General features: G+C 63.7%; 23 protein-coding genes. 12 read left to right on the plus strand and 11 right to left on the minus strand.

Annotated elements, in window-relative coordinates; all coding sequences use genetic code 11:
- Positions 1-52 precede the first annotated feature (52 nt).
- The 4 genes from HSX14_RS17120 (at position 53) to ppk2 (ending at position 3,462) form a co-directional block, all read left to right on the plus strand.
- Positions 53-1,003 (plus strand): alpha/beta hydrolase, encoded by a 951-nt coding sequence (locus tag HSX14_RS17120; RefSeq protein WP_173180272.1) that lies wholly within the window; start codon positions 53-55, stop codon positions 1,001-1,003.
- 298 nt (positions 1,004-1,301) lie between these two features.
- The gene (locus HSX14_RS17125; RefSeq protein WP_173180273.1) at positions 1,302-1,682 is read left to right on the plus strand and encodes a DUF3302 domain-containing protein; all 381 of its coding nucleotides are present in this window, start codon (positions 1,302-1,304) and stop codon (positions 1,680-1,682) included.
- 3 nt (positions 1,683-1,685) lie between these two features.
- Positions 1,686-2,645: an HlyD family secretion protein gene (locus tag HSX14_RS17130; RefSeq protein ID WP_173180274.1), complete on the plus strand. Its 960-nt coding sequence runs from the start codon at positions 1,686-1,688 to the stop codon at positions 2,643-2,645.
- 13 nt (positions 2,646-2,658) lie between these two features.
- On the plus strand, positions 2,659-3,462 hold the full coding sequence (ppk2, locus tag HSX14_RS17135; protein WP_173180275.1) for a polyphosphate kinase 2: 804 nt from the start codon (positions 2,659-2,661) through the stop codon (positions 3,460-3,462).
- 421 nt (positions 3,463-3,883) lie between these two features.
- Here the strand turns inward: ppk2 and HSX14_RS17140 are convergent, their stop codons facing one another.
- The 5 genes from HSX14_RS17140 to HSX14_RS17160 all read right to left on the minus strand — a co-directional run bounded on the left by HSX14_RS17140 (position 3,884) and on the right by HSX14_RS17160 (position 8,502).
- The gene (locus tag HSX14_RS17140; RefSeq protein WP_173180276.1) at positions 3,884-4,741 is read right to left on the minus strand and encodes an SDR family oxidoreductase; all 858 of its coding nucleotides are present in this window, start codon (positions 4,739-4,741) and stop codon (positions 3,884-3,886) included.
- Positions 4,742-4,849: 108 nt separating this feature from the next.
- Positions 4,850-5,299, minus strand: coding sequence for a DUF421 domain-containing protein (locus tag HSX14_RS17145; RefSeq protein ID WP_173180277.1), 450 nt, complete (start codon positions 5,297-5,299; stop codon positions 4,850-4,852).
- Between the two features lie 12 nt (positions 5,300-5,311).
- Positions 5,312-5,833, minus strand: a complete 522-nt coding sequence (locus HSX14_RS17150; protein ID WP_173180278.1) for a hypothetical protein — start codon at positions 5,831-5,833, stop codon at positions 5,312-5,314.
- Between the two features lie 34 nt (positions 5,834-5,867).
- Positions 5,868-7,706: a glycoside hydrolase family 15 protein gene (locus tag HSX14_RS17155; RefSeq protein WP_173180279.1), complete on the minus strand. Its 1,839-nt coding sequence runs from the start codon at positions 7,704-7,706 to the stop codon at positions 5,868-5,870.
- Entirely contained in the window at positions 7,699-8,502 is an 804-nt protein-coding gene (locus HSX14_RS17160; RefSeq protein WP_173180280.1) for a glucose 1-dehydrogenase, read from the minus strand. The genes HSX14_RS17155 and HSX14_RS17160 overlap by 8 nt, the downstream gene beginning before the upstream one ends.
- A 480-nt stretch (positions 8,503-8,982) precedes the next feature.
- On the opposite strand from HSX14_RS17160, the gene chrA reads away from it, so the two are divergent.
- Complete coding sequence (gene chrA, locus HSX14_RS17165; RefSeq protein WP_173180281.1) at positions 8,983-10,365, plus strand: chromate efflux transporter; 1,383 nt, start codon at positions 8,983-8,985, stop codon at positions 10,363-10,365.
- A 242-nt stretch (positions 10,366-10,607) separates the two neighbouring features.
- The gene (locus HSX14_RS17170; RefSeq protein ID WP_173180284.1) at positions 10,608-13,178 is read left to right on the plus strand and encodes a bifunctional diguanylate cyclase/phosphodiesterase; all 2,571 of its coding nucleotides are present in this window, start codon (positions 10,608-10,610) and stop codon (positions 13,176-13,178) included.
- 60 nt (positions 13,179-13,238) lie between these two features.
- On the opposite strand, the gene HSX14_RS17175 is transcribed toward HSX14_RS17170, so the two are convergent.
- Positions 13,239-14,057 carry a helix-turn-helix transcriptional regulator gene (locus HSX14_RS17175; protein WP_175384267.1) on the minus strand — a complete coding sequence of 273 codons (819 nt, stop codon included), beginning with the start codon at positions 14,055-14,057 and terminating at the stop codon, positions 13,239-13,241.
- Between the two features lie 136 nt (positions 14,058-14,193).
- Here HSX14_RS17175 and HSX14_RS17180 point away from each other — a divergent pair, with 136 nt between their 5' ends.
- From HSX14_RS17180 to HSX14_RS17200, 5 genes are all read left to right on the plus strand, one after another.
- A complete protein-coding gene (locus tag HSX14_RS17180) occupies positions 14,194-14,463 on the plus strand; it encodes a helix-turn-helix domain-containing protein (protein ID WP_173180452.1) in 270 nt (89 codons plus the stop codon).
- A 229-nt stretch (positions 14,464-14,692) separates the two neighbouring features.
- The gene (locus HSX14_RS17185; protein WP_173180453.1) at positions 14,693-15,247 is read left to right on the plus strand and encodes a hypothetical protein; all 555 of its coding nucleotides are present in this window, start codon (positions 14,693-14,695) and stop codon (positions 15,245-15,247) included.
- 170 nt (positions 15,248-15,417) lie between these two features.
- Complete coding sequence (gene ligD / locus HSX14_RS17190) at positions 15,418-18,012, plus strand: DNA ligase D (protein ID WP_175384268.1); 2,595 nt, start codon at positions 15,418-15,420, stop codon at positions 18,010-18,012.
- A complete protein-coding gene (locus tag HSX14_RS17195) occupies positions 18,012-18,236 on the plus strand; it encodes a DUF2188 domain-containing protein (RefSeq protein WP_173180460.1) in 225 nt (74 codons plus the stop codon). The genes ligD and HSX14_RS17195 overlap by 1 nt, the downstream gene beginning before the upstream one ends.
- Before the next feature lie 68 nt (positions 18,237-18,304).
- Positions 18,305-18,508, plus strand: a complete 204-nt coding sequence (locus tag HSX14_RS17200) for a hypothetical protein (protein WP_175384269.1) — start codon at positions 18,305-18,307, stop codon at positions 18,506-18,508.
- 968 nt (positions 18,509-19,476) lie between these two features.
- Here the strand turns inward: HSX14_RS17200 and HSX14_RS17205 are convergent.
- From HSX14_RS17205 to HSX14_RS17220, 4 genes are all read right to left on the minus strand, one after another.
- On the minus strand, positions 19,477-19,725 hold the full coding sequence (locus tag HSX14_RS17205; RefSeq protein ID WP_173180370.1) for a DUF1652 domain-containing protein: 249 nt from the start codon (positions 19,723-19,725) through the stop codon (positions 19,477-19,479).
- A 123-nt stretch (positions 19,726-19,848) separates the two neighbouring features.
- Positions 19,849-20,094 carry a hypothetical protein gene (locus HSX14_RS17210; protein WP_173180371.1) on the minus strand — a complete coding sequence of 82 codons (246 nt, stop codon included), beginning with the start codon at positions 20,092-20,094 and terminating at the stop codon, positions 19,849-19,851.
- A gap of 593 nt (positions 20,095-20,687) precedes the next feature.
- Entirely contained in the window at positions 20,688-21,206 is a 519-nt protein-coding gene (locus HSX14_RS17215) for a helix-turn-helix domain-containing protein (RefSeq protein ID WP_173180372.1), read from the minus strand.
- A gap of 110 nt (positions 21,207-21,316) precedes the next feature.
- The gene (locus tag HSX14_RS17220; RefSeq protein WP_111260280.1) at positions 21,317-22,003 is read right to left on the minus strand and encodes a hydrolase; all 687 of its coding nucleotides are present in this window, start codon (positions 22,001-22,003) and stop codon (positions 21,317-21,319) included.
- Positions 22,004-22,276: 273 nt separating this feature from the next.
- Between HSX14_RS17220 and HSX14_RS17225 the strand changes: the two genes are divergently transcribed.
- Positions 22,277-22,747 (plus strand): Rid family hydrolase, encoded by a 471-nt coding sequence (locus HSX14_RS17225; protein ID WP_173180373.1) that lies wholly within the window; start codon positions 22,277-22,279, stop codon positions 22,745-22,747.
- Between the two features lie 10 nt (positions 22,748-22,757).
- On the opposite strand, the gene HSX14_RS17230 is transcribed toward HSX14_RS17225, so the two are convergent.
- The gene (locus HSX14_RS17230; protein ID WP_228723454.1) at positions 22,758-23,732 is read right to left on the minus strand and encodes a LysR family transcriptional regulator; all 975 of its coding nucleotides are present in this window, start codon (positions 23,730-23,732) and stop codon (positions 22,758-22,760) included.
- Between the last annotated feature and the right edge of the window lie 88 nt (positions 23,733-23,820).

Below are 23,820 nucleotides of genomic sequence, written 5' to 3' on the forward strand. Positions count from 1 at the left end.
CCGGCCTGCCGGGGGCCCCTTTTTCCATCCGTACCGACGATAAGGAACACCTATGTCCCTGGACCCGAATCTCGAAGCCTTCCTGGAGCTGGCCGAGCTGGGACGCTTGAGCGGCAAGAGCCGCCCGATGCACGAGCTCAGCGTCGAGCAGGCGCGGCAGGAGTTCTCCACGACCTCGCAAGTCCTCGACCCCGACCCGCCGGGCTCGGTGGCGGTGACGCCGCTGGGCATCCCCACCCGCGACGGCGCCGAGCTGGAGGCTCGCCTCTACCGGGCGGAACACCGGCAGGGCGAAGCGCTGCCGACCATTCTCTACTTCCACGGTGGCGGCTACGTGGTGGGCGACCTGGACTCGCACGACCCGGTGTGCCGCCGCCTGGCCGCCAGCGGGCGCTTCGCGGTGCTGGCCCCGGCTTATCGACGCGCCCCCGAGGCGCCCTTCCCGACCGCCGTCGATGACGCCAGCGACTGCGCCAACTGGCTGGTCGGGCACGCCCGGGAACTGGGCCTCGCCCAGCGCTTCGCCGTGGCCGGCGACAGCGTGGGCGCCACCCTGGCCACCGTCCTCGCCGCCGAAGCGGTGATCGCGCCGGAGCGGCAGCACCTGAAGCCCTTCGCCCAGCTGCTGTTCTACCCGGTCACCGACATCAGCCGGCAACGGGACTCCCACCGCCGCTACGCCGAGGGCTACCTGCTGGAAAGCCTGACCCTGGAATGGTTCTACCAGCACTACTGCAGCGCCGGGCAACGCCTGGACTGGCGTGCCTCGCCGCTGCTCGGCCCAGCCACCGCACCGCTGGCGCCGACCTACCTGTCGCTGGCCGAGTACGACCCGCTGGTGGACGAAGGCCACGCCTATGCCGACCACCTGCGCCAGGGCGGCACCGAGGTGACCCTGTCCCTGGAACGCGGCTTCACCCACGACTTCCTGCGCATGTCCGGCATCACCGACGAGGTGGCCTCGATCTACCGCAACGCGGAGCAATGGCTGCTCGCGCGCTGACCCGCTCGCCAGATCATCCCCGGGCTGAAGCCCGGGCTACGCGGCCAGGGGTTGGGCTCTTGTAGGGTGCGCCGCGCGCACCACCGCGCGGTGTTCCCGGCAAGGCAGTGGACGCCTGGCACGCCCGCAGCATGGGTTTCGCTTCGCTCTACGCCATCCTGGAAGGGTGGAAATCGCCGCGCGGCAAGGTCGCGATCCCCCGCCATGAGCACCAAGGCCCAAGGCGACATACGGGCCAAGCGCCGCTCCGTTTTGCCTGCTAGCGTCTTTGTTGCACACACGTGCCAAGGAGGCCGGAATGCTCGACTACGTCGCGCTGGGAATGCTCATATTCGTGGGCATCGTGTTGTTCTACGGGGTCATCGCGATTCACGACATCCCCTATGAAATCGCCGTGCACCGCAAGCATCCGCAACAGGATGCCATTCACGTCGCCGGCTGGATCAGCCTGTTCACCCTCCACGCCATCTGGCCGTTCCTGTGGATCTGGGCAACGCTCTACCGCGAAGACCGTGGCTGGGGCTTTTCCACCACGCCGAAGCCGACGCACGTGGACGACGCCCGCCTGCAGGAACTGGAACGTGAGCTGGGCGAGCTGAAGCTGCGCCTGGCCGCCCTGGAGGCGCCCCCCGCCGTACCAGCCGAAGCGCCCGTGGAACTGCCACGGCAGGAGGGTTGAGCCATGGACCTGTTGCTCATCCTCACCTACACCGCGATCTGCGTGGCGATCTTCAAGCTGTTCCGCATCCCGCTGAACAAGTGGACCGTGCCGACGGCGGTGCTGGGCGGCATCGTCCTCATCGGCGCGCTGATCTTCCTGATGAACTACAACCACCCCTACTCCGAGGTCTCGCGCAGCTACTTCGTCAGCACCCCGATCGTGCCCGCCGTGAGCGGCCAGGTGATCGAGGTGCCGGTGCAGGGCAACCGCATCCTGGAGAAGGGCGACGTGCTGTTCCGCATCGACCCGACGCCCTTCGAGAACCGGGTCAAGTCGCTCAAGGCCCAGCTCGTCTCGGCCAAGGCTGACCAGTTCCGTGCCAGCGAACTGGCCCGGCGCAACGTCGGCAACCTGCGCGATGTCGACACCACCCGGGCGCGCATGGACGACCTGCAAGGCCAGCTCAACATCGCCCAGTTCGAACTGGACAACACCACCGTCCGCGCTCCGGGCAAGGGCTACGTCACCCAGGTGTCGCTGCGCCCGGGCATCTACGCGGTGAAGATGCCGCTGCGCCCGGCGATGGTCTTCGTGCCCCTGGAAGACCACTCCTACGTGGCCTGGATGCGGCAGAACAGCCAGCTGCGCCTGACCCCGGGCGACGAGGCGGAGATCGCCTTCGACGGCATCCCCGGCGAGGTGTTCGCGGCGCGCGTGAAGATGGTCATGCCGGTGATCGCCGAAGGCCAGGTGCAGCCCAGCGGCAACCTGATCGGCTTCACCGGCTCGCCCCCGCCGGGCCGCGTGCCGGTGGTGCTGGAGGTGACCGACCCCGACTTCGAGCAGTACCGCAGCCTGATGCCGGGCGGCGCCTACGGGCAGGCGGCGCTGTACTCCGAGCATTTCCACCATGTCGCCATCATGCGCAAGATCCTCCTGCGCATGGCCGCGTGGATGAACTACATCTTCCCCTTCCACTGATGGAGCACGGGACATGGCCAGGAAGAAACAGCAGGCTGCCGAGAAGCTGGAGCGCAAGGTCTACGAGAAGGAACTGAAGCGCCTGCACATCGAGCTGGTCAAGCTGCAGCAGTGGGTGGTGGCCAAGGGGCTGAAGGTCTGCGTGATCTTCGAGGGCCGCGATGGCGCCGGCAAGGGCGGCACCATCAAGGCGATCACCGAGCGGGTCAGCCCACGGGTGTTCCGCGTGGTGGCGCTGCCGGCACCCACCGAGCGCGAGAAGACCCAGATGTACGGCCAGCGCTACCTGCACCACATGCCTGCGGCCGGTGAAGTGGTGATCTTCGATCGCAGCTGGTACAACCGCGCCGGCGTCGAGCGGGTCATGGGCTTCTGCACCGAGGAACAGGCCGTCAAGTTCCTCTCCGTGGTGCCGCTGTTCGAGAGGATGATCGTCGAGTCCGGCATCCTCCTCATCAAGTACTGGCTGGAAGTCAGCGCCGAGGAGCAGCAACGCCGCCTGGAGGAGCGCATCCACGACGGCCGCAAGATCTGGAAGCTCTCGCCCATGGACATCAAGTCCTTCCACCGCTGGGACGACTACACCCGCGCCCGCGACGAGATGTTCGCCGCCACCGACTCCTCCTGGGCGCCCTGGTACATGGCGCGCTCCGAAGACAAGCGGCGCGTGCGCCTGAACATCATCAGCCACCTGCTGGCGCAAGTGCCCTACCAGGACATCACCAAAGAGCAGAAAATCGAGCTGCCCAAGCGCGGCAAGATCGGCCGCTACAAGCCCGTGCCCTACCCCTTCCGCATGGTGGACGAGCGCTTCTGACCCGGGGCGGGCCGGCGTCATGGATGAGCGGGACGAGCACCATGAAAAACGCCGCGCCTTCCTGTAGGAGCGAATTCATTCGCGAAATGCCCTGCAGGCAGGTGAACGGCGCATCACCGCTCTTCGCAGCCCGGAACGGCACAGCCGGTGGAGGTGAAAAGCGACCTCCACCCTACGCAGCGGTCATGCCTAGCGGCGGCACGATGCCTTTGCGTGGGAGCGAATTCATTCGCGAAATGCCCTGCACGCAGGTAGACGGCGCATCACCCGCTCTTCGCAGCCCGGCACGGGCACAGCAGGTGGAGGTGAAAAGAGACCTCCACCCTACGCAGCGGTCACGCCCAGCGGCGGCACGATGCCTTTGCGTGGGGCGAATTCATTGGCCGGCAGGCGGAGGCCTGGGCCTCCGCCTGTCTGTCGCTCAAAGCATGGGCTTGCCGCCGGTCACGCCGTAGCGCGAGCCCGAGGTGTAGCTGGATTCGTCGCTGGCCAGCAGCACGTAGATGGGGGCCACCTCCACCGGCTGGCCGGGGCGGCCCAGGGGCGTTTCGGCGCCGAAGCTCTTGATGTCTTCCTCGGTCATGGTCGCCACGATCAGCGGGGTCCAGATCGGCCCGGGCGCCACCGAATTGACCCGTATGCCCTTTTCACCGAGCAACTGCGCCAGGCCGGCGGTGAAGTTGGCAATCGCGCCCTTGGTGGTCGCATAGGCCAGCAAGGTGGGCTTGGGCGTGTCGGAGTTGATCGAAGTGGTGTTGATGATCGAACTGCCTGCCGCCATGTGTGGCACCGCCGCCTGGGTGATGCGGAAGATGGCGGTGATGTTGATGTCGAAGGTGCGCACCCATTCCTCATCGGGGATGTCGGCCAGTTCGGCATGGGTCATCTGGAACGCGGCGTTGTTGACCAGCACGTCGATGCGGCCAAAGGTTTCCACGGTCCTGGCCACCACGTCGTGGCACTGCTCCTTGCGCGCCAGGTCGCCCGGCAGCAGCAGGCACCGGCGGCCGGCCTCTTCCACCCAGCGGGCGGTCTCCCTGGCGTCTTCGTGCTCGTCCAGGTAGGCGATGGCGACATCGGCGCCCTCGCGGGCAAAGGCGATGGCCACGGCGCGGCCGATGCCGCTGTCGGCTCCGGTGATGAGGGCGATCTTGTCAGCCAGGCGACCGCTGCCCTTGTAGCTCTGCTCGCCACAGTCGGGGTAAGGCTCCATGCGTTGCTGCGAACCGGGCACCGGCTGTTTCTGGGCGGGGAACGGGGGCGTTGGGTACTGTTTCATCGCTGCTCTCCAGTCACGATTGGCAGCCGGAGGAATTACCGGCTGCACAGGGGTCGACTGGCCGGCTGCGGCCACCGTTCAACCTTTGCGATCACAGGCGACGGCCGTTCAGCCGTCCTCGGCGGGGATGATGGAGATCTTGCCGTTCTTCTCGACGATGGCGAACTTGATCTGTTCCAGGCGCTCCAGGCCCTGCTTTTCCCGGGCGGCCTCGAGGATGTCTTCCACCCGTATGCGCATGGCGCGCAGCCGACCTTCAATCGGCGTTCCGTTTTCCACCACTATGGTGGGCGACCCCTCCATCCACAGGTCGAATTGCGGCCAGCGCCATTTCAGGCGGGCCAGCACCACATCGATGGCCACCAGGGTGATGATCACCAGCGCCGCGTTGGTGAAGGAGAAATCGTCGCCCAGCAGCGCCTGCTGGGTCGCCTCGCTGATGATCAACAGCAGGATCAGGTCGAAGAGGGTCAGCTCGGCCAGCGAGCGCCGCCCGGCGAACTTGAAGATCAGCAACAGCACCAGGTAGATGCCGGCCGCGCGTAGCACTGCGTCCATGGTCGCCTCGGATCAGGGGTAGATGAACTGGTTGAGGTGCACGCTGCCCGTGCCGCCCCGGACCTCGGAGCGGTACAGCCCGACCCCGTCGGCGCGGATGCCCAGGTGCACCCGGGCATGGCCGTCGGAGCCGGCCAGCAGTTGCAGCCGCATGCCCGTGCTTTCGAAGGTGGCGGCCCCGGGCACAGGTGGCGTGATGCTTTCCACGGTCAGGCCATCGAGCAGCTCGCCTTCGATGGCCAAGGGCAGCGTTGCCCCCGGCTGCCCCTGAAGGTCGATAACCAGCACGGAAGTGGCGCCATTACGCAGGAAGCCCTCGTACTCGACGCTCAGGTGCCCCTGCGCGCTGCTGATTCGGTGGCTGCTCAACACCCCCTTGGAGAACAACCCGGCCAGGGTCAGCAGCACCATCAGCAGCATCCACCAAAGCCCCAGCCGTTCGAAGAGCCACAGGCGCTGCTGCACCGGCATGTTCTCCTGCACCGGGTAGCTGCGGCTTCTGGCCTCCTGCTCGGTCAACTTCACGTCCGACATGGGTTCACCTCCGCGCTGCGGCCCTCGGTCCCGTTCAGGGTTGCCAGAGGGTCTTGTCGCCGTCGAGCTTGCGATTGAGAAAGGTGGCGGCGCTGATCAGCGCCAGGTGGCTGAGTGCCTGGGGCGTGTTGCCCAGGTGATTGCCCTGCACGTCGAATTCCTCGGCATACAGGCCCAGGGGGCTGGCGAAACGCAGCAGCTGTTCGAACTCCAGATGGGCCTTTTCCACCTGGCCGGCGCGGGCCAGGCATTCGACGTACCAGAAGGAGCACGCGGTGAAGGCGCCTTCTTCGCCCACCAGGCCGTCGTCATGGGCGTCGTCGTTGCGGTAGCGGTAGACCATGCCATCGCGCATCAGGGCGCGCTCGATGGCCTCCAGGGTCGCCAGCCAGCGCGCATCGCTGGAGCCGACGAAGCGCATCAATGGCATCAGCAGCATGGAGGCGTCGACGCTGCGCCCGCCCCGGTACTGGACGAAGTGGCCCAACTCGTCATTCCAGAAGTGCTGCCAGATATCGTCGTGGATGGCCTGCCGGGTCCGCACCCAATGGTCGAACGGCGCCGGCAGGGAGCGCTTGTAGGCCAGGCGCAGGGCACGGTCCAGGGCCACCCAGCACATCAGCCGCGAATGGAGGAAGTGCCGGTCGCTGCCGCGCATCTCCCAGATGCCCACGTCCTTTTCCTGCCAGTGCTCGCAGACGTGATTCACCAGGCGGGTGGCATGCTGCCAGCCATCGTGGGAGATGGCGTTGCCGTATTTGTTGGCCAGGTAGACGGCGTCCATCAGCTCGCCGTAGATGTCCAGCTGCACCTGCTGGTAGGCGTCATTGCCCACGCGCACCGGCGTGGAGCCGGCGTAGCCCGCCAGGTGCGGCAATTCCTCCTCGGGGACTGCCGCGCGCCCGTCCAGGCCATAGAGCACACCGAGCGTGCGCGATGCGTCGCAGCAGTCGCCCATGCGCTGGCGCACCCAGCCCATGAAGGCGTTGGCTTCGTCGGCATAGCCCAGGCGCATGAAGGCGTAGACGGTGAAGGACGCATCGCGGATCCAGGTGTAGCGGTAATCCCAGTTGCGCTCGCCGCCGAGGGTTTCCGGCAGGCCGAAGGTGGCCGCGGCGATGATGCCGCCGTGTTTGCGGGAGGTCAGCAGCTTGAGGGCCAGTGCCGAGCGGGTGACCATTTCCTGCCAGCGGCCCCGATAGCTGGATTGCCCGCACCAGCGGCGCCAGAACGCGAGGGTGTCGGTCAGGTAGCTCGGGCACTGGCCGGCATTGACGCTGGGGTCGTCCGCTGCGCCGATCACGAACTCGACCACCTCGCCCTGTCGCAGCGCGAACTCGGCGACGGCGCTCTGCCCTTCGACCGACAGGGCGGTCGTCGACGACAGTCGCAGGCTGGGCTGCCCGACAGCGGCGAAACGGACATCGTCGCCGTCCCGACGCACCGTCATCGCGGCCCGGCCGTAATCCAGCCGCACGTTGCAGCGCATGCGCAGGGTTGCCTCGCCATTGCGCATCCGGACACGCCGCACCAGGCGCGGCAGGTCATCTTCGTGGCGACCGATGGGCATCAGGTCGGTGATTTCCACCACCGTGTCGCGGGCGATCCAGCGGGTCAGCAGCACGTTGGTGTTGGGGATGTAGATCTGTTGGCGGCGGGCGTCGGGCAGGTCCGGCGCCAGATGGAATACACCGGCGTCATCACCGTCGAGCAAGGCACCGAACACCGTCGGGCTGTCGAAATCCGGCCAGCAGAAGAAGTCGATGCTGCCCGTATCCGCTACCAGCGCCGCGCTGCGCATATCGCCGATGATGCCGTGGTCGCGGATCGGGGCTTGCCGCGACACGCCCTCGGTGGCACGGGCGTCAGCCATTGTGGCGAAACTCCGGGTACAGGCTCATGCCGCCATCGATCACCAGGGTGGCACCGTGCATGTAGTCAGCCAGGTCGGAGGCCAGCCACACCACCGCATTGGCCACATCCTCCGGCTCACCCACGCGCCCGTAGGGAATCAGCTCCAGCAGCTTGCGCTCGGCAGCGGCATCGGCGGTTTCCTCGGCATTGATGGCGGTGCGGATGGCACCGGGAGCGATGCTGTTGACGCGAATCCCGTGCTCGCCCACTTCCTGGGCGATGGAGCGCATCAGCAGGTCGACACCGCCCTTGGACGCGGCGTAGTTGGCATGCCCGGCCCAGGGAATGCTCTGGTGCACCGAGCTCATGTGGATGATCTTGCCCCGCGCCCGGGAAAGCCCGGGGCGCGGCGCCTGGGCGAGAAACTGACGCACCGCGCTGCGGGCACAGAGGAACTGCCCGGTGAGGTTGACGCCGATTACCCCGTTCCAGTCGTCCAGGGTCATCTCGGTGATCGGCGCATCCTTCTGCAGCCCCGAATTGGCCAGCAGGATATCCAGCCGGCCAAAGCGCTCCAGGGCGCGCGCGAAGAGCCGCTCGACCTGATCCTCCCGGGAGATATCGGCCCCCACGGCGATGGCCTCGCCGCCGCTGGCGGCTATCTCATCGGCCAGCGCCTCTGCCGACTCGCCATGGGCGTGGTAGTTGATCACCACCGCAGCCCCGGCCACGGCCAGCGCCCGCGCAGAAGCAGCCCCCAGCCCGGAACTGCCGCCGGTCACCAGGGCGACCTGGCCCCGCAACGAAATACTCATGGTTACTCCCCTTTCCGCGCTTGTAGAAGCTGACCGGGGAGGAGCAAGAGAGGTTCAGGGAGTCTCGTTCCGAGGGATGTGGCAGGGGCTGGTGGAAGTGGAACGTTGCCCTCGCCCGGCTGAGGGGCGCCCGTGCCGGCAGGCGGCTCCTCGTGCAAATGCCCTTCGCCCCGGAGCGCTATCGGACATGCTTGGCCATTCGAACCAGGCCACAGACGGCCAACTGCCGGATATTCACAATGGGTAGAAGCAGGCGTAGCGTAGCGATCATTATGTGATAAGTGTCTGGCAGGGCTCGCCCGGCCCGGCCGGGGCACTGCTGCACTGCCTGGAAGTCGGTGCCGCTCGATCCGCCGAAGCACGGGCGGCGAGCGTATGTCGCCCGGGCTGCACGAACCGTTCCCGATGACGATCACCTGCTGACAGCCGCCTGCACGTTCGATCGGCTGCTGGCGGCACCTGCAAACAACGAGAGCGCCAATGGATGAGACCACCCTGCCCCCGGCAGCACAGGATCTACCCCGCACCGAGCCCGTCAGCCTGTTCCAGGCCTTCCTGTTCTGGCTCAAGCTCGGTTTCATCAGCTTCGGTGGCCCGGCCGGGCAGATTTCGATCATGCACCAGGAGCTGGTGGAGCGCCGGCGGTGGATCTCCGAGCGCCGCTTCCTGCATGCCTTGAACTACTGCATGGTGCTGCCCGGCCCGGAGGCCCAGCAGTTGGCGACCTATATCGGCTGGCTGATGCACCGCACCTGGGGCGGTGTGATCGCGGGGGCGCTCTTCGTGCTGCCCTCGCTGTTCATCCTGATCGCGCTCTCGTGGGTCTACATCGCCTTCGGTGACGTTCCGGTGGTGGCCGGGTTGTTCTACGGGATCAAGCCCGCCGTCACCGCGATCGTGGTCCAGGCCGCTCACCGCATCGGCTCCCGCGCCCTGAAGAACAATTGGCTGTGGGCGATAGCCGCCGCCTCGTTCGTGGCGATATTCGCCCTCAACCTGCCGTTCCCGCTGATCGTGCTGGGAGCCGCCGTCATCGGTTACTTAGGTGGGCACCTCGCCCCGGGGATCTTCAGCGTCGGCGGTGGCCATGGCGCGGCCCGGCAGTCCAGCGGCCCGGCGCTGATCGATGACGACACTCCCACGCCGGAGCATGCGCGCTTCCGCTGGTCACGCCTGGCTTCGCTGGCGGCGATAGGTGCGGCGCTGTGGGTGTTGCCCATGGGGCTGCTGACAGCGCTGTTCGGCTGGGACGGCACGCTGACGCAAATGGGCTGGTTCTTCACCAAGGCGGCGCTGCTGACCTTTGGCGGCGCCTATGCCGTGCTGCCCTATGTCTACCAGGGCGCGGTCGGCCATTACGGCTGGCTCACCCCCACGCAGATGATCGATGGCCTGGCCCTGGGTGAAACGACGCCGGGCCCCCTGATAATGGTGGTGGCGTTCGTCGGTTTCGTGGGGGGCTACGTGCAGCAGGTGTTCGGCGCCGAGCATGCCTTCCTCGCCGGTGCGGTCGCCGCCAGCCTGGTCACCTGGTTCACCTTCCTGCCCTCCTTCCTGTTCATTCTCGCGGGTGGGCCCCTGGTGGAATCGACCCACAACGAGCTGAAGTTCACGGCGCCCCTCACGGCCATCACGGCCGCCGTGGTCGGGGTGATCCTCAACCTGGCGCTGTTCTTCGGTTATCACGTGCTGTGGCCGCAGGGTTTCGCGGGGCACTTCGACTGGCCCTCGGCGCTGATCGCGCTGGCCGCCGCCGTCGCCCTGTTCCATTTCAAGCGCGGCGTGATCCAGGTGCTGCTGGCCTGTGCGCTGGTCGGATTGACGGTGTACCTGCTGCAAGGATCGCCCGCATCGGCCGCCTGACCGACCCTGGCAGAGGCGAGGCGTAATCGTGCGCACCCCATTCCACCCGGGTTCGCACCGGTACGGCTTCGCTGCGCAATCCCTGCAACTTTCCGCCCTGCGCAGGTCTGTTGTTCTAGGCCGTGGCTGCATCGCGGCCCGGGCGGCCTTGCGCATACTCCCCAGCATTTTCTCCGCGCTCACATAAACTGAAATGGCCTGGGCCGCGCCGAGCCGCGCGGCCCTCCACCAGTGAGGACTTGATGACAGACGTAACCCCGCGCACGGACAGGCCATCACCCAATCGCTCCAGCGTGGCGTTGACGCGGGCGTCTCTCTTGAAGTTCTTCGGGCTGCTCACCAGCGCCTTCCTGCTCGCTGCCTATCTGCTCATCTACCTGGGGCATGACCTGGACAAGACCGAGGAGATAGAGAGCGCGTTCTACACCGAGAAGGCCATTCACTCACTCGATAAATCACTGCGTTCGACCCTCCGGGACTACGCGTTCTGGGGGGATGCCTATCGCCACCTGCATCAGGAGGTGGACCCGGACTGGGCGTATGTTCGGCAGAACCTGGGGCCGACCCTGTTCGACGACTTCGGGCTGCAAGGGGTGTTCGTCGTGGATGGCGCCGGCCACACCCGGTACGCCGTGATCAATGGCCAACAGCAACCCACGGACGCCTCGCTTTGGCTCAAGCGCGCCCTCGGGCCACTCCTCGACCAGGCCCGCCTCGGAGCGGAGTCGGAAACCCCCGTCACGGCATTCGTGGATATCGACGGGCAGCCCGCCCTGGTCGCGGCAGCAGCCATCACGCCGGGATCGGACCCGTCCATTCGGCCGGATACCGGGCCATTTTCGGTATTGATCTTCGTGCGCATCCTGGACCCGGCCTCCCTGGAGCAACTGGGCAGGGAGTACGGCGTCGAGGGGCTGCGCACTGCAACCCCGGCCGACCTGAACGACAAGACGATTCTCGCCCTGGGCGAACACGGGGCCGCAGGCAGCCTCCACTGGGATGCGGAAAAACCCGGCCGGCGCCTGCTGGCGCTGGGCTTCCCGCTGCTGGGCGTCATCGCGTTGCTGGTGTGCCTGATGGCCTGGGCGTTGCTGCGCCGCACCACGGTCGGCGCCATGGCGCTGGATGCGAGCTATGTCTCCCTGCAGCGCAGCCAGGACGCCCTGGCGATCAGCGAGGCGCGTTTTCGCGACATCGTGGAAACCAGTTCCGACTGGATATGGGAAATCGACAGCCAGGGACGCTTCACCTTCCTTTCCGAGCGTTTCCAGGCGGTCACCGGGCTGGACCGGGACGCCTGGATCGGCCAACCGATCGACGAGCTGCTGTCTCCCGAGGGCGGCGCCCTGTCCGAGTGGCTGAGCCGCACCGGCCTCCCTGCGGACAACAGCATCCTCTGCCGCTTCCTCGGCTGCGGCGGCCAGGAGCGGGTCACCCGCATTTCGGCGCGAGCCATCGACGGCCAGGGCTTTCGGGGCACCGCAACCGATGTGACCGGGGAGATCGAAGCGCGGCGGAGAATCGAGTTCCTGTCCCGCCATGACGCCCTCACGGGGCTCGCCAACCGTGCGCGACTCAGGGAGTTCCTCGACGGCAAGCTGAAAGCCAGGCCGACGCGCGAGCAGCCGCTGGTGATGCTTTTCGTCGGGCTGGACCGTTTCAAATCGGTCAACGACCTGCTCGGCCACGCGGCGGGGGACCAGGTGCTCAACGAGATTTCGGATCGCCTGGCCGATTGCGTCCGGCACAAGGACCTGGTCGCCAGGATCGGGGGCGACGAATTCGTCCTGCTGCTCTCGCATATCGGCTCGCAAGCCAACGTCGAGACCCTGTGCCAGCGCGTGCTCGATTCCATCAAGCGGCCCATCAGCATCAACCAGCAGCCCACCTACGTGAGCGCCAGCATCGGCATCGCCATGGCGCCCAATGATGCGGCCGAGGCCAGCGAGCTGCTGCGCTATGCGGACATCGCCCTGTACGAGGCCAAGGCGGCGGGCCGTGGCACCTGGCGGTTCTACTCGGGCGAGATGAACGCCAGGATCATCGAGCGCCGGCGCCTGGAAACCGACCTGCGCAACGCCATCACGCAGGGAGAGCTGAGGCTGCACTTCCAACCGCGCTACCGCCTCGCCGACGGGCAGATGACAGGTGCGGAGGCCCTGGTCCGCTGGCAACACCCCGAGCTCGGGCTAGTCCCGCCGAGCACCTTCATCCCCATTGCGGAGCAGACCGGGCTGATCATCGCGCTGAGTGACTGGGTGATCGCCACCGCCTGCCACCAGGCAGCGCAATGGCCGGCCCACCTGTTCCTGTCACTCAACCTCTCGCCCCTCGAATTCAAGGGCGACGGCCTGGCCGGGCGGATCGGCAAGGCGCTCGCCGACTCGGCCATCAGCCCCTCCCGGCTCGAACTGGAAATCACCGAAAGCGTCATGCTCGACGATGCCGGAGGAGCGCTGGAGCTGATGCGCAGGCTCAAGGGACTCGGCGTGCGCCTGGCGATGGACGACTTCGGAACGGGGTATTCGTCCCTGAGCTACCTGCGCAGCTTCCCCTTCGATGGCCTGAAGATCGACCGGAGCTTCCTCAACCGCACGCACGTCAGCGAGGAGGACAAGGCGATCATCCGGGCGATCGTGGAGCTGGGGCACGCCTTGTCGCTGACCGTGACCGCGGAGGGGATCGAAACCGCCGAGCATCTGGACATGCTCAAGGCGATGTCATGCGAGGAAGGCCAGGGCTATTTCCTCAGCAGGCCGCTGGATATCGATGGCTTCACTGCGTTGCTGGGCAAGGCGACCGCGAAGGAGTGAACCGCCGCTGCGGCCTCACGGAGGCGCCCTTGCCCCTCCGACAGCTCCAGCCGCAGGCGATCACCTGCGCACACGCCTCGGCCGGCTGAACATCCGCGCGCCCATCAGCTCACGCACGAACAATCCGAACAGCTCCGCCTGGGTGCCGATCTCCAGCTTGTCGTAGAGGTTGCGCCGGTGGACCTTCACCGTGCCCCGGGTGATGCGCAGCTGCTGGGCGATCTCGCTGCTGGAATAGCCCTGCAACAGCAGCTGCACCACCTTGCACTCGCGCGGCGTCAGCAGCTCCCGCGCAAACAGGCTGAACACCTCGCGCACATGGTCGCTGGGCTGCAGCGCATCCACCGGCGGCTGGCCCCGCGCCTCACAGGCCAGGCGCACCACCTCCTGCACCACCGGCGCCGCGATGCCCAGGAGCTCCAGCTCCTCCTCGCTGAACGCCGCCCCGCCCTGCCCGCGCATCAACGACAACACCGCGCGACACCCCGGTGCCGGCGTGGTGAAGAAGCCCAGCTCCTCGCTCAGCTCAAGGCGGCGGTAGTAGAGCTGGAAGTAGTGGTTGTCCCGAAAGCTCCCCGGCGCCAGCGTGCGCATGCTGTAGAGGCCATCCGGCCGCTCGAAGGTGCAGGCGAGGAAGAACGGATCGAACAGGTACGCGCCGCCACGGTAGTCGTCGATGAAAGTGGCCTGCAGCTCGGCGGGCAAGGTGTGGAACAGCGGCAAGGGCGCATCGCTGCCTTCGAAGAGGAACAGCGCGAAATAATCGACCGGGACGGTGCGCTGCAGCCAGTCTGCCAAAGCCTGCAGCTGGGGTTGGCCCGGGGGTTGGGTGAGGACGGTGGTGATGTCCTGGGTCCATGTTTTCAGGTCGCTGTGCATTGGCCGGGAGCCTCCATACCAAACCACGAGAGAGGGAGAATGTAAGAGCAAATCTCACTCGACCAAACATACTCCTTTGAGTATAGATTAATGGCCGAACGGAGGGCTTCATCGTTCCTTTTTGCGAGTAGGCGGGATGGAACTGAAGCAAGCACTCGGGCAGGCCATCAAGGAATTGAGAATCAGCAAAGAGCTTTCACAGGAAACGGTAGGAGCAAGCCAGAGCTACGTCAGTGATGTAGAGCGCGGCATCAAAAGCCCCACAGTGATCAAGCTGGTAGAACTGGCGGAGAACATGGGGGTGCATCCTCTTACAGTTCTGGCCAAGAGCTATCTACTGGCCGATCCGAACCTGAATGTAGAAAAACTTCTTGAGCAACTGCGCCAGGAGCTTGATGTTCCTTAGCGACGCTGGCTCGACCCCACGACGTTCTCTTCCTTTTTCTTACCGAGGGTGGCGCGGAGTGACTCACCGGGCAGCCGCACAGGTACGAATTGATAGAACCCAATAGAGAAAGTGGCGACATGCAAGGCGAAGGCTCCCTGTCTGATAGATCACCGAGCCATTGTTAGCTGCCACTCGGAAAGGGACCACGGTATTTACGACCCATTTGGCCACGAAAGGGAGCAACTGGATGCTCCTGAAATTAACTCCCTCCAAAAGATCCCCACCAACAAGGATCGTCATGCGGCACAGCCCCGAATCCACCCCACCACGCCGCCAGCCCACGCACCGACTTGCCCATCGCCTGAAAATCCCAATCGCAGCGCTGCTGCTTCTCACCGCCCTCCCCGCCCTGTGCGGCCCGGAGCCCTCCTTCACCGGGCACTGGTACCTGGACCTGCGCACAGCGGAACAGAAAGAAGCAAAGGCCGAATGCGGCGGCACAGGCTTCGACCTGGTCCAACAGGGCAACGCCATAACCGGCACCCACTACTTCGCCACGCTCGACTGCGGTCGGGTCAACGAAGGTGGGGAAGTCAAAGGCGTGGCTGCGGGATCGGAAGCCATTCTTCATGTCACCAGCGGCAGGAATGGGGCGGCCACAAGAGGCACGGCCACCCTGCGAGGCGGCCGCCTCGAATGGCAGGCAGAGAACGAGTTGAAAGCGGCCGTGCCGGAGGGTGACGCCAGCCTCATCCTGGGCGAAGGGGTTCTCGAAAGATTGCCTGGGTCGGATGCGAAGTAATGGGAGTGTGGACTGTCCGGGTGTGGCTGCTTTCGGTCAGGAGTTGCCGTTTGTCTTCGCTCCGGAACGAACATGATCCATACCTCGTCCTCTTCTAAGGGCGGCGGATAACAGCTAGCCCTATCGACGCGGCGCATGCGCCGCTCCTGGCTACCTGTACGAGCCTGCTCATGACCAAGCGATTGGACGAGTACAACCGTAAGCGCGACTTCACAGCTACGCCCGAGCCATCGGGAAATTCAAATGCGAGGAAACGTCGCTCGCCTGCTGCCCATGCCCTGCAGTTTTGCATCCAGAAGCACGATGCAACCCGCCTTCATTACGACTTCCGCTTGGAGTTGGATGGCACGCTCAAGAGCTGGGCGGTCCCGAAGGGGCCGAGCCTCGATCCTAAGTCGCGAAGGCTTGCAGTTCATGTGGAAGATCACCCGCTCGACTACGCCACCTTCGAAGGCAACATTCCCGAAGGCCACTACGGAGCTGGCGATGTCATCGTCTGGGATAGAGGGGTGTGGATTCCGATTGGGGATCCAGCCGAGGGCTACCGAAAAGGGAAGCTCAAGTTCGAACTCGAAGGCGAAAAGCTAAGCGGTACCTGGAACCTCGTTCGCACCCATATCGAGGGGAAGCAGGAGCAGTGGTTTCTTATCAAGTCCAACGATGCGGCAGCTCGGCCTGCTTCCGACTATGACATCGTAAAAGCCCTCCCCGACAGCGTGTTGAGCGACCGTACCATCGTGCCGAAGAAGCGCAGCGGCAAGGTGGCCGAACCAAAACCCGCCAAGACTGTGTCGAGCAGGACGACGAAAAACAAGAGCGTCACCCTGAAAGGCGCCCGCACAGCTCCGCTACCGGAAACCCTCAAGCCCCAGCTGGCCACGTTGGTTGAATCAGTACCGGAAGGCGATTGGCTCTATGAGATCAAGTTCGACGGCTACCGGATCATGGCTCGGATCGATGACGGGGCCGTCAGGCTGTTCACCCGCAATGGGCATGATTGGACGTCCAAGATGCCCCGCCAGGCCGAGGCACTTGCCAGTCTCGGTTTGGAATCGGCCTGGCTGGATGGCGAGGTCATCGTCGCGAACGAAGACGGTGTGCCTGATTTCCAGGCACTCCAGAATGCCTTCGATTCGGGCAGTAGCGGCAACATCGTCTTCTATGCCTTCGACATGCCGTACCTCAATGGCATGGATCTACGAGACGTCCCCTTGGAGCAACGTCGCTCTGCCCTGGCGCAGGTCATGGAGCGCAGTGAGGATGAGGTTCTTCGCTATTCCGAGGACTTCGCTGAGTCAGCTGAAACGATGCTCAACAGCGCCTGCCAGATGCACCTCGAAGGCCTTATCGGGAAGCTGGCCGGAAGCCCGTATGTTTCTCGGCGAAGCAGTACCTGGATCAAGCTCAAGTGTAAGCACCGTCAGGAATTCGTGGTCGTTGGGTATACCGAGCCGAAGGGGTCGCGAAGCGCGTTCGGCGCGTTGTTGCTCGGTTTGCACGACGCTGATAGTGGCGAGCTTAGGTTTGCCGGGAAGGTCGGTACCGGATTCAACGAATCAACGCTGAACTCAATCTTCTCGCAGCTCAAATCGCTGGAAATCAAAAAGACGGCATTGGTGAACCCGCCGACCGGCTTCGAAGCGAAAGGTGTCCATTGGCTCAAGCCGGAGCTACTTGCCGAGGTCGCGTACGCGGAGATCACCAAGGACGGAATCGTTCGCCACGCGGTGTTCCATGGGTTGCGTAACGACAAACCCGCCAAGGCGATCACTGAAGAGCGCGCGAAGCCAGCCGCTGAGGTTGAGAAGCCTGTTCCCAAGAAGCCACGGACGAAGAAGAGTGTCGGGGAAGAGCCTTCACCTTCTGCAAAGCAGATTCGTATCACTCACCCAGAGCGCGTCATCGATGCCACCAGCGGATCGACGAAGATGCAGCTCGCCGAATACTACGCGTGGGTGTCGCGGTGGATGCTCACACACCCCCATCTGAAAGATCGCCCCGTTGCGCTGGTTCGGGCCCCTGAGGGAATCGCTGGCGAGCTGTTCTTCCAGAAAAACGCCGAGCGCCTGGCTATTCCCGGAATCGAGACCATGGGCAAGGAGTACTCGGGACAACCAGTGATGCTGATCAATCGAGTCGAAGCGCTGGTGGGCGCCGTGCAGATGAGCACGGTCGAGTTTCACACCTGGAACGCAACATCTGCAGATCTCGAGCGACCGAACCGCTTTGTGCTGGATCTAGACCCCGATCCTGCGCTGCCCTGGAAACGCATGGTTGAGGCGACCCAACTGACGCTCACCATTCTGGATGAGCTGGGTCTGGCCTCCTACCTGAAAACCAGTGGCGGCAAGGGTATCCACATAGTGGTGCCGCTGGCGCCAAAGGCCAGTTGGGACGAGGTGAAAGAGTTCAGCCACGCCATCGTCAAGCACATGGCCAAGCTACTGCCGGATCGCTTCTCTGCTGTTTCCGGCCCCAAGAACCGGATCGGCCGGATCTTCATCGACTACCTGCGCAACAGCCAGGGTGCCACGACTATCGGCGCCTACTCGGCGCGCACCCGTGAAGGCTTACCCGTATCGGTTCCGATCTTCCGAGAGGAAGTCGCAGAGCTCAAAGGTGCGAACGCCTGGAACATCCACAACCTGCACGAGCGACTGACCGAACTGGGGAGCGACGACCCTTGGGCGGGCTACCCAAAAACGAAGCAAGTCATTACCAAAGAGATGCGCGAGCGCATCGGTCTCAAGAAGAGGGTTGGCTGATGAAAAATTATCACTTGGTACCCAAAGACAACGAGTGGGTTCTGCATGAGGAAGGCAGCACGAAGTCACTCAAGAAGGCAGCTACCAAAGACGAGATGCTTTTGCTGATACCGATGCACTTCGCTGGAAAGGAAGCGTCGGTAAAGGTCCACCGGGCCGATGGCACCCTCGAAGAAGAGCGGACCTATCCGCGGAAGTCTGATCCCCGCGAGAGCAAAGGTTGACCTCGTCGTCCAGGTATCGGCAGAGCCCAACGTCCATTGAAGCTTGCATAGCCATCGAGGAGAAAATCATGAACAACCCAGACCACGATAAAACTCCCGTTCCCGAAAGCTCGCAGGAAACTCAACAGGGGTCGAAGAGAGGGGCCGGCAAACTTGAGACCCCCGATCCTGCGACCGAGACAGTGGACAAAGTGATCACGCCCACATCAGTTAAGAAAATGGAAAAGGAAACAGAGGAGATCCGTTCAAAAACGGGTACGAGCAAGCCTTAAGGACCAACCGTGGGTTACCGCTTGGGGTGGCAGTGACCGAACGGCGGCCACCCCAAGGAATGCAGGAGAACACTGGGCGATGAGAATAGCCTGCCTCGGCTGGGGATCGCTGATATGGAAACCGGGAATACTCCCCGTGAGGGAAGCCTGGAGGCACGATGGACCAGATCTCCCAATAGATTTTGTACGCGAAGGGGACAACGGTGAGCTCGATGCGGTCATTTCCCCGGGGGCACCGATGACTCGCGTGTTGTGGGCCTTGGTTGAAGCGGACTCTATCGCTGCTGCGAGAGAGTTTTTACGGCAGAGAGAGAAGATCCCTTCATCACAGCCAAGGTGTATTGGCAGCATTCCAAACAACAGGCATCGGTACCGGTTCGCGGAAGAGATATCGCGCTGGGCCCGCTCGAAGAGGCTCGATGGCGTGATCTGGACGGCACTGCCACCGCGATTTAACGGCGAAAATGGGACGTGCCCCACCCTTGAAGAAGCCGTGAATCACCTGAGCAATCTGCCTGCGGACATACGCGGTCATGCTGAGTTCTATATCCGATCAGCGCCCCGGGTTGTTCGAACGGAAATCAGATGCGCTCTGGAGAAAGAACTGGGCTGGTTCCCAAATGAAGTTGCAGCGCGTGCGGTTCCTGCTCGGCAAGGTGCCCCGTGGCCGGGTTCAAGTCGCCGGCGCATTTGAGGCTGCTTCATTGAGAATGGACATGATGCTGGGAGCACAAACGCAGGGCACCAGCGGATCTTTGGGCCCTATTCCCGTTCCCAGGGTAGGCGAAGCCCGTCACGAGCGTGGACAAGATATTTCTCAGCGAGGGCTTCCGGTTCGCACCCCGCCGCTTCAGCTCTGCCCAGAACTTGGGCAATTATCCTGTCGGGTGGCAGGGTCGGGCGCCATTGGGCGATCTTTTCCGCTATCCGCCTCAGCTCATCGGAGGCGTGTGGACCGCGCTCGACATTCACGCACGAATGCCCTTACGCGCGATCGCTACCGCAAACTCTTCGCTTAAGGATTTGCTCAGCTTCTTGATAGCCGGTGCGGAACCCAACTGAGTTGTAGGAAGCCCAGGAATAGTGACGATATCCCGATTGGCCTTGCTGCAGAATTGAAGCGTGACGCTGCCGTCCGCCATCCGTGACGCTTCGCAGCTGTAGGCTGGCATGTAGATTCCGAAGAGCTTGCTGATGTCGCCAGTAGTGAGATTCATAATGAGCTCCGCCCATGAATCGAGCCAATAAGATGACGTCAGGATAGCGAGGACAAACAGCGAGGCGTAGACCGCATGGTCAGTTTCTGATCGATGGCACGGAACGTTTGCAAACAGCCGCAATCAGTTGACGCTTCGCCGAAAGGTGGTAACTCCAGGCGCCTGACTGATGATGTTGCCCTGGATTGATTTCTGATTGATGGGCGTAATGATTAAACGACGAGCGGTGACTTGGCGCTTCGAGCGGAGCTCGTAAGTCGAATTACCGAGGTCAATGAGTGCAATCTGGGTGAGTTCTACAGGTGACTGCTCAGAGAGGGTTTCAAAAGTTACGTACGCGAGGCCTTGATACTGCATGGCTCCGTTCATTCCACGCACCTTTAACACGGTTGTTGATTGACTATTCAGGGAACCATAGACCACTACCTTGCGGAAAATCATCCAGGCATGGTGAGTCAGGGGTAGCAAGGCTCTACCCGCTTAAGCTCAGCTTTTGATTGACGAGTCCATGGCCACGGCCTAGCGCCGTATCACCAAGCTGGAAGATAGAGTCAGCACTCAGCTCGGCCGGCTTCAGTTCATATGGGTTCTACCCCGTTAGCCTCGTATCTCACTGGAGGCGGGCAAGGTGTGGAAGATCTACTTCCCCAACCCCAAGGCGGCCAGCCCGGCATCGCCCCCTCCCAAGTGCCTAAGGGCAAAGCCTTCGAGTACAGGGTGATTGGCGAGGGAGAGGATCGGCGGGTGTATGTGGTCACCACCGACCCGCCGGGGGAGTTTGCCTGAATACATGATCGGTGGCCGGTGCTGACGTAACGGTAGTGGTGCGAAGCAAGAAGTGTTCACCCGCCCCATTGCTCCAGGCCGGCTGCAGCCCTTACCGAGCGGTGGTTGCCAGTCCGCCATCGGCCGATGCCTACCCTACACCTGCGCCCGCTACCGCTGCTCGCCCGAAATCGAACTCACGCAACCTGAAGCGATGACTGCTGGCTACGCTGCCAGCGCTTGGGGGAGATGCCGGTCAGCTTGCGAAATGTCCGGGTGAAATGGGACTGGTCGGAGAATCCGCACTCGAAGGCGACTTCGCACATGGACATCGAGCCTTCGGCGATCAGGAGCTGGGCACGTTCGATACGGGACTTGAGCGTCCATTCCTGCGGCGACATGCCGGTGGTTTTCTTGAAGGCGCGGGAGAAATGACTCCTGGACATGGAGCATTGCGAGGCGACTTCGGCGATGGAGAGCTTGTCCTGGCATGTGGACGCCAGAATCCGTTTGGCCTTGCGCTCCTGCCAGGGCGCCAACGCGAGCCTGTCCCGAATGTCCGCCACGTGGTCCTCGTAGCGGACGACCAGGTGCTGGCAAAGACGCATGCCCAGTTGGTGCAGGGACTGGGGTTCGGGCCGCGCACTGTCTTGCAGCGCTGCCTGGAACGCCATGGCGAGTTGGTAGGTTTCCTGATCGAGCACGGCCATGTTCATCGCTATCTCCTGGTAACGCGCGCAGCCGTGCCCACCACCGAGAGGGTATCGGCTTGCGTCTGAATCTTTCGGTTGGAAGGGCCGCCCCCGAGAACCGGGGGCGCCCAGGCTTAGAGGGGTGCGGCGACCGGGGCCAGGGTCGGACCGTGCGCAACGCGCTCAGGCGCCTTGTGGACCATGGTGTAGGCGTAGTCGACGCCCATGCCGTATGCGCCGGAGTGTTCCTTGACCAGGTTCATGACGGCGTCGTAAGTGTCGCGATTCTTCCAGTCGCGCTGCCATTCCAGCAGCACCTGCTGCCAGGTCATGGGCACCACGCCAGCCTGGATCATGCGCTGCATGGCGTAGTCGTGCGCTTCCTTGGTAGTGCCGCCGGAAGCGTCGGCGACCATGTAGATCTCGTAGTCGGCATCGTGCATGGCCGAGAGTGCGAAGGTGGTGTTGCACACCTCGGTCCAGAGGCCTGCGACGATGATTTTCTTGCGCCCGTTCTTCTTCAAGGCATCACGGACCTTCTGGTCGTCCCAGGAATTCATCGAGGTGCGCTCGAGCAGCGGCGCATCGGGAAACACTGCGAGCAGCTCGGGGTAGGTATGGCCGGAGAAGCTCTCGGTCTCCACCGTGGTGATGGTGGTGGGCACGTCGAAGATCTTCGCGGCCTTGGCCAGGGCCACCGTGTTGTTCTTCAGGGTTTGCCGGTCGATGCTCTGGACACCGAAGGCCATCTGGGGTTGGTGGTCGATGAAGATCAGTTGGCTGTTCTGGGGCGTCAGGACTTCGGTTTTCGGATTGTTCATTGTCGTTACCTGTCGATGGTGTGGAGGGTCTTGGTGAGGTTTTCGGCGGCTGCATTGGCGTCGTGATCACCTGGGGATCCAGGAGGCTTTCGGAGCGGCTGCGGCCTGAACACGAATCCAAGTTAGCCGATCGACTGGCACTTCGTTTGTGCATTTTTGCGCTCTTGCTGGCGCAAAAATGCGCCATCGAGTGCGCGTTGGCGCTGCTAGCATCCGCCTTCCACCCACCGAACCGACGCGATCCAGGCGTCCGATCCGAGCAAGGAGAATGCAATGGCAGCTTCACGACCCGATGGCCAGAAAACCGCGTACTGGGGTGTCCCCTGGGAAGAGGGATATGGCTACCCACAGGCGCGGCAGGTGGGGAACGAGGTCTATGTATCCGGCCAGTTCAACCACGATGAAGACGGCAACCTGGTTGCCCCTGCACCGCTGGATGGCAAGGGCAAGCCCCGTGATTTCTCCGCGATGGGAGAACAGATGCGCACCGCCTATGCCAACATCGCCAAGCTGCTCGCCCTCTATGGCGCCACGCTTGAGGACGTAGTCGAAGAGACGCTGTACGTACTGGACATGGACGCGGCATTCGCCGTGGTGGGCAGTGTTCGCAAGGCTGCCTATGGCACCGAACGCCCGCAGTGCGCGAGCAATATCATTGGCGTGTCCCGGTTGGCGCAGCGTCCGCAACTGGTCGAAATCGCTTGCAAGGCCGTTATCGGCGCGCAGGCCGATCAAGCGAGATAACCGACCGGAACTACTCCGCCGGGTGAGCGAGTTGCCCCTCGATGAGGGGCTTCTGGTTCGCCACTGCGGCGGCGCAGAAGGTCATGAATGCCTTGACTCGCCAGGACTTCCGGATGTCCTGGTGGGTGAGCAGCCAGAGTTCGTCATTGAGTTCGGGCACCACGGGGCCGACGCGCCTCAACCCCGGCGTGATATCGCCCAGCATGCAGGGCAGGAACCCCAGGCCGAGCCCCGCCGCGATTGCCGCGCTCGCTGCGGCGACGGAGTCGGTGCGGTAGGAGATGCAGTGCGCATCCACTCGGTTGTCGACGTAGCTGGTGGCCTTCAGGCTGCTAAGGCCACCGGAATATGACACCCACGACTGGCCTTCGGCGAAAAGCGCAGGGGCAGGCGCGCTTCTGAGGGTGCCGTACGGTGCCCAGGCGATCGTCGCGAGTTTTCGCCCCACCAGGCTTTCCGAGGGTTTCTTGGTCGCTCTCACCGCGATGTCCGACTCGTCCCGGGCCAGGCTCAGCGTTTGGTTACCCACCAGGACCTCGATCGTTATCCCTTCGTTGACCGCCCTGAAGTCGGCAATGATCGGGGTGAGGAAGTACAGGAGCAACGAGTCGCTGGTGGTGATTCGCAGCTTGCCCAGGAGCCCGTGCTCCGCACGTGATATGCGCCGGGCGACGCTGACGAGATCGAGCTCGACGCGTTCGGCCAGGGCTCGCAACTCGGCACCTTCCGTGGTGAGCATGTAACCCGAGCGGCGGTGATCGAACAGAGCGATCCCCAGTGTTTTCTCGAGCTGGGCCACCCGGCGTGAGACGGTGGATACGTTGATCCCGAGCTTCTTGGCGGTGACGGCGCGATTGCCGCATTCGCTGAGCGTCTTGATGATCCGGAGATCGTCCCACGAAAGCTGGTTTACAGCTTCGCTCAGGTCCCATTTGGCACTGCCCTGCGTACCCTGCCCCGATGAAACGCCTCTAGGTGATTTCACGCCAAACCTTCCAGATCTCGTGTGCGCGCATCATACGAAAAGGCCTATGGGAGAACCATCGTGAGGCTGGAGCAATACCGTCGGCAGC

The sequence above is a fragment of the Pseudomonas tohonis genome (assembly GCF_012767755.2).
GTDB classification, from domain to species: domain Bacteria; phylum Pseudomonadota; class Gammaproteobacteria; order Pseudomonadales; family Pseudomonadaceae; genus Metapseudomonas; species Metapseudomonas tohonis.

Coding starts and splice junctions, on each gene's coding strand:
- HSX14_RS17120 (WP_173180272.1), top strand. CDS start 53: ATGTCCCTGGACCCGAATCTCGAAGCCTTCCTGGAGCTGGCCGAGCTG.
- HSX14_RS17125 (WP_173180273.1), top strand. CDS start 1,302: ATGCTCGACTACGTCGCGCTGGGAATGCTCATATTCGTGGGCATCGTG.
- HSX14_RS17130 (WP_173180274.1), top strand. CDS start 1,686: ATGGACCTGTTGCTCATCCTCACCTACACCGCGATCTGCGTGGCGATC.
- ppk2 (WP_173180275.1), top strand. CDS start 2,659: ATGGCCAGGAAGAAACAGCAGGCTGCCGAGAAGCTGGAGCGCAAGGTC.
- HSX14_RS17140 (WP_173180276.1), bottom strand. CDS start 4,741: ATGAAACAGTACCCAACGCCCCCGTTCCCCGCCCAGAAACAGCCGGTG.
- HSX14_RS17145 (WP_173180277.1), bottom strand. CDS start 5,299: ATGGACGCAGTGCTACGCGCGGCCGGCATCTACCTGGTGCTGTTGCTG.
- HSX14_RS17150 (WP_173180278.1), bottom strand. CDS start 5,833: ATGTCGGACGTGAAGTTGACCGAGCAGGAGGCCAGAAGCCGCAGCTAC.
- HSX14_RS17155 (WP_173180279.1), bottom strand. CDS start 7,706: ATGGCTGACGCCCGTGCCACCGAGGGCGTGTCGCGGCAAGCCCCGATC.
- HSX14_RS17160 (WP_173180280.1), bottom strand. CDS start 8,502: ATGAGTATTTCGTTGCGGGGCCAGGTCGCCCTGGTGACCGGCGGCAGT.
- chrA (WP_173180281.1), top strand. CDS start 8,983: ATGGATGAGACCACCCTGCCCCCGGCAGCACAGGATCTACCCCGCACC.
- HSX14_RS17170 (WP_173180284.1), top strand. CDS start 10,608: ATGACAGACGTAACCCCGCGCACGGACAGGCCATCACCCAATCGCTCC.
- HSX14_RS17175 (WP_175384267.1), bottom strand. CDS start 14,057: ATGCACAGCGACCTGAAAACATGGACCCAGGACATCACCACCGTCCTC.
- HSX14_RS17180 (WP_173180452.1), top strand. CDS start 14,194: ATGGAACTGAAGCAAGCACTCGGGCAGGCCATCAAGGAATTGAGAATC.
- HSX14_RS17185 (WP_173180453.1), top strand. CDS start 14,693: ATGCTCCTGAAATTAACTCCCTCCAAAAGATCCCCACCAACAAGGATC.
- ligD (WP_175384268.1), top strand. CDS start 15,418: ATGACCAAGCGATTGGACGAGTACAACCGTAAGCGCGACTTCACAGCT.
- HSX14_RS17195 (WP_173180460.1), top strand. CDS start 18,012: ATGAAAAATTATCACTTGGTACCCAAAGACAACGAGTGGGTTCTGCAT.
- HSX14_RS17200 (WP_175384269.1), top strand. CDS start 18,305: ATGAACAACCCAGACCACGATAAAACTCCCGTTCCCGAAAGCTCGCAG.
- HSX14_RS17205 (WP_173180370.1), bottom strand. CDS start 19,725: ATGAATCTCACTACTGGCGACATCAGCAAGCTCTTCGGAATCTACATG.
- HSX14_RS17210 (WP_173180371.1), bottom strand. CDS start 20,094: ATGAACGGAGCCATGCAGTATCAAGGCCTCGCGTACGTAACTTTTGAA.
- HSX14_RS17215 (WP_173180372.1), bottom strand. CDS start 21,206: ATGAACATGGCCGTGCTCGATCAGGAAACCTACCAACTCGCCATGGCG.
- HSX14_RS17220 (WP_111260280.1), bottom strand. CDS start 22,003: ATGAACAATCCGAAAACCGAAGTCCTGACGCCCCAGAACAGCCAACTG.
- HSX14_RS17225 (WP_173180373.1), top strand. CDS start 22,277: ATGGCAGCTTCACGACCCGATGGCCAGAAAACCGCGTACTGGGGTGTC.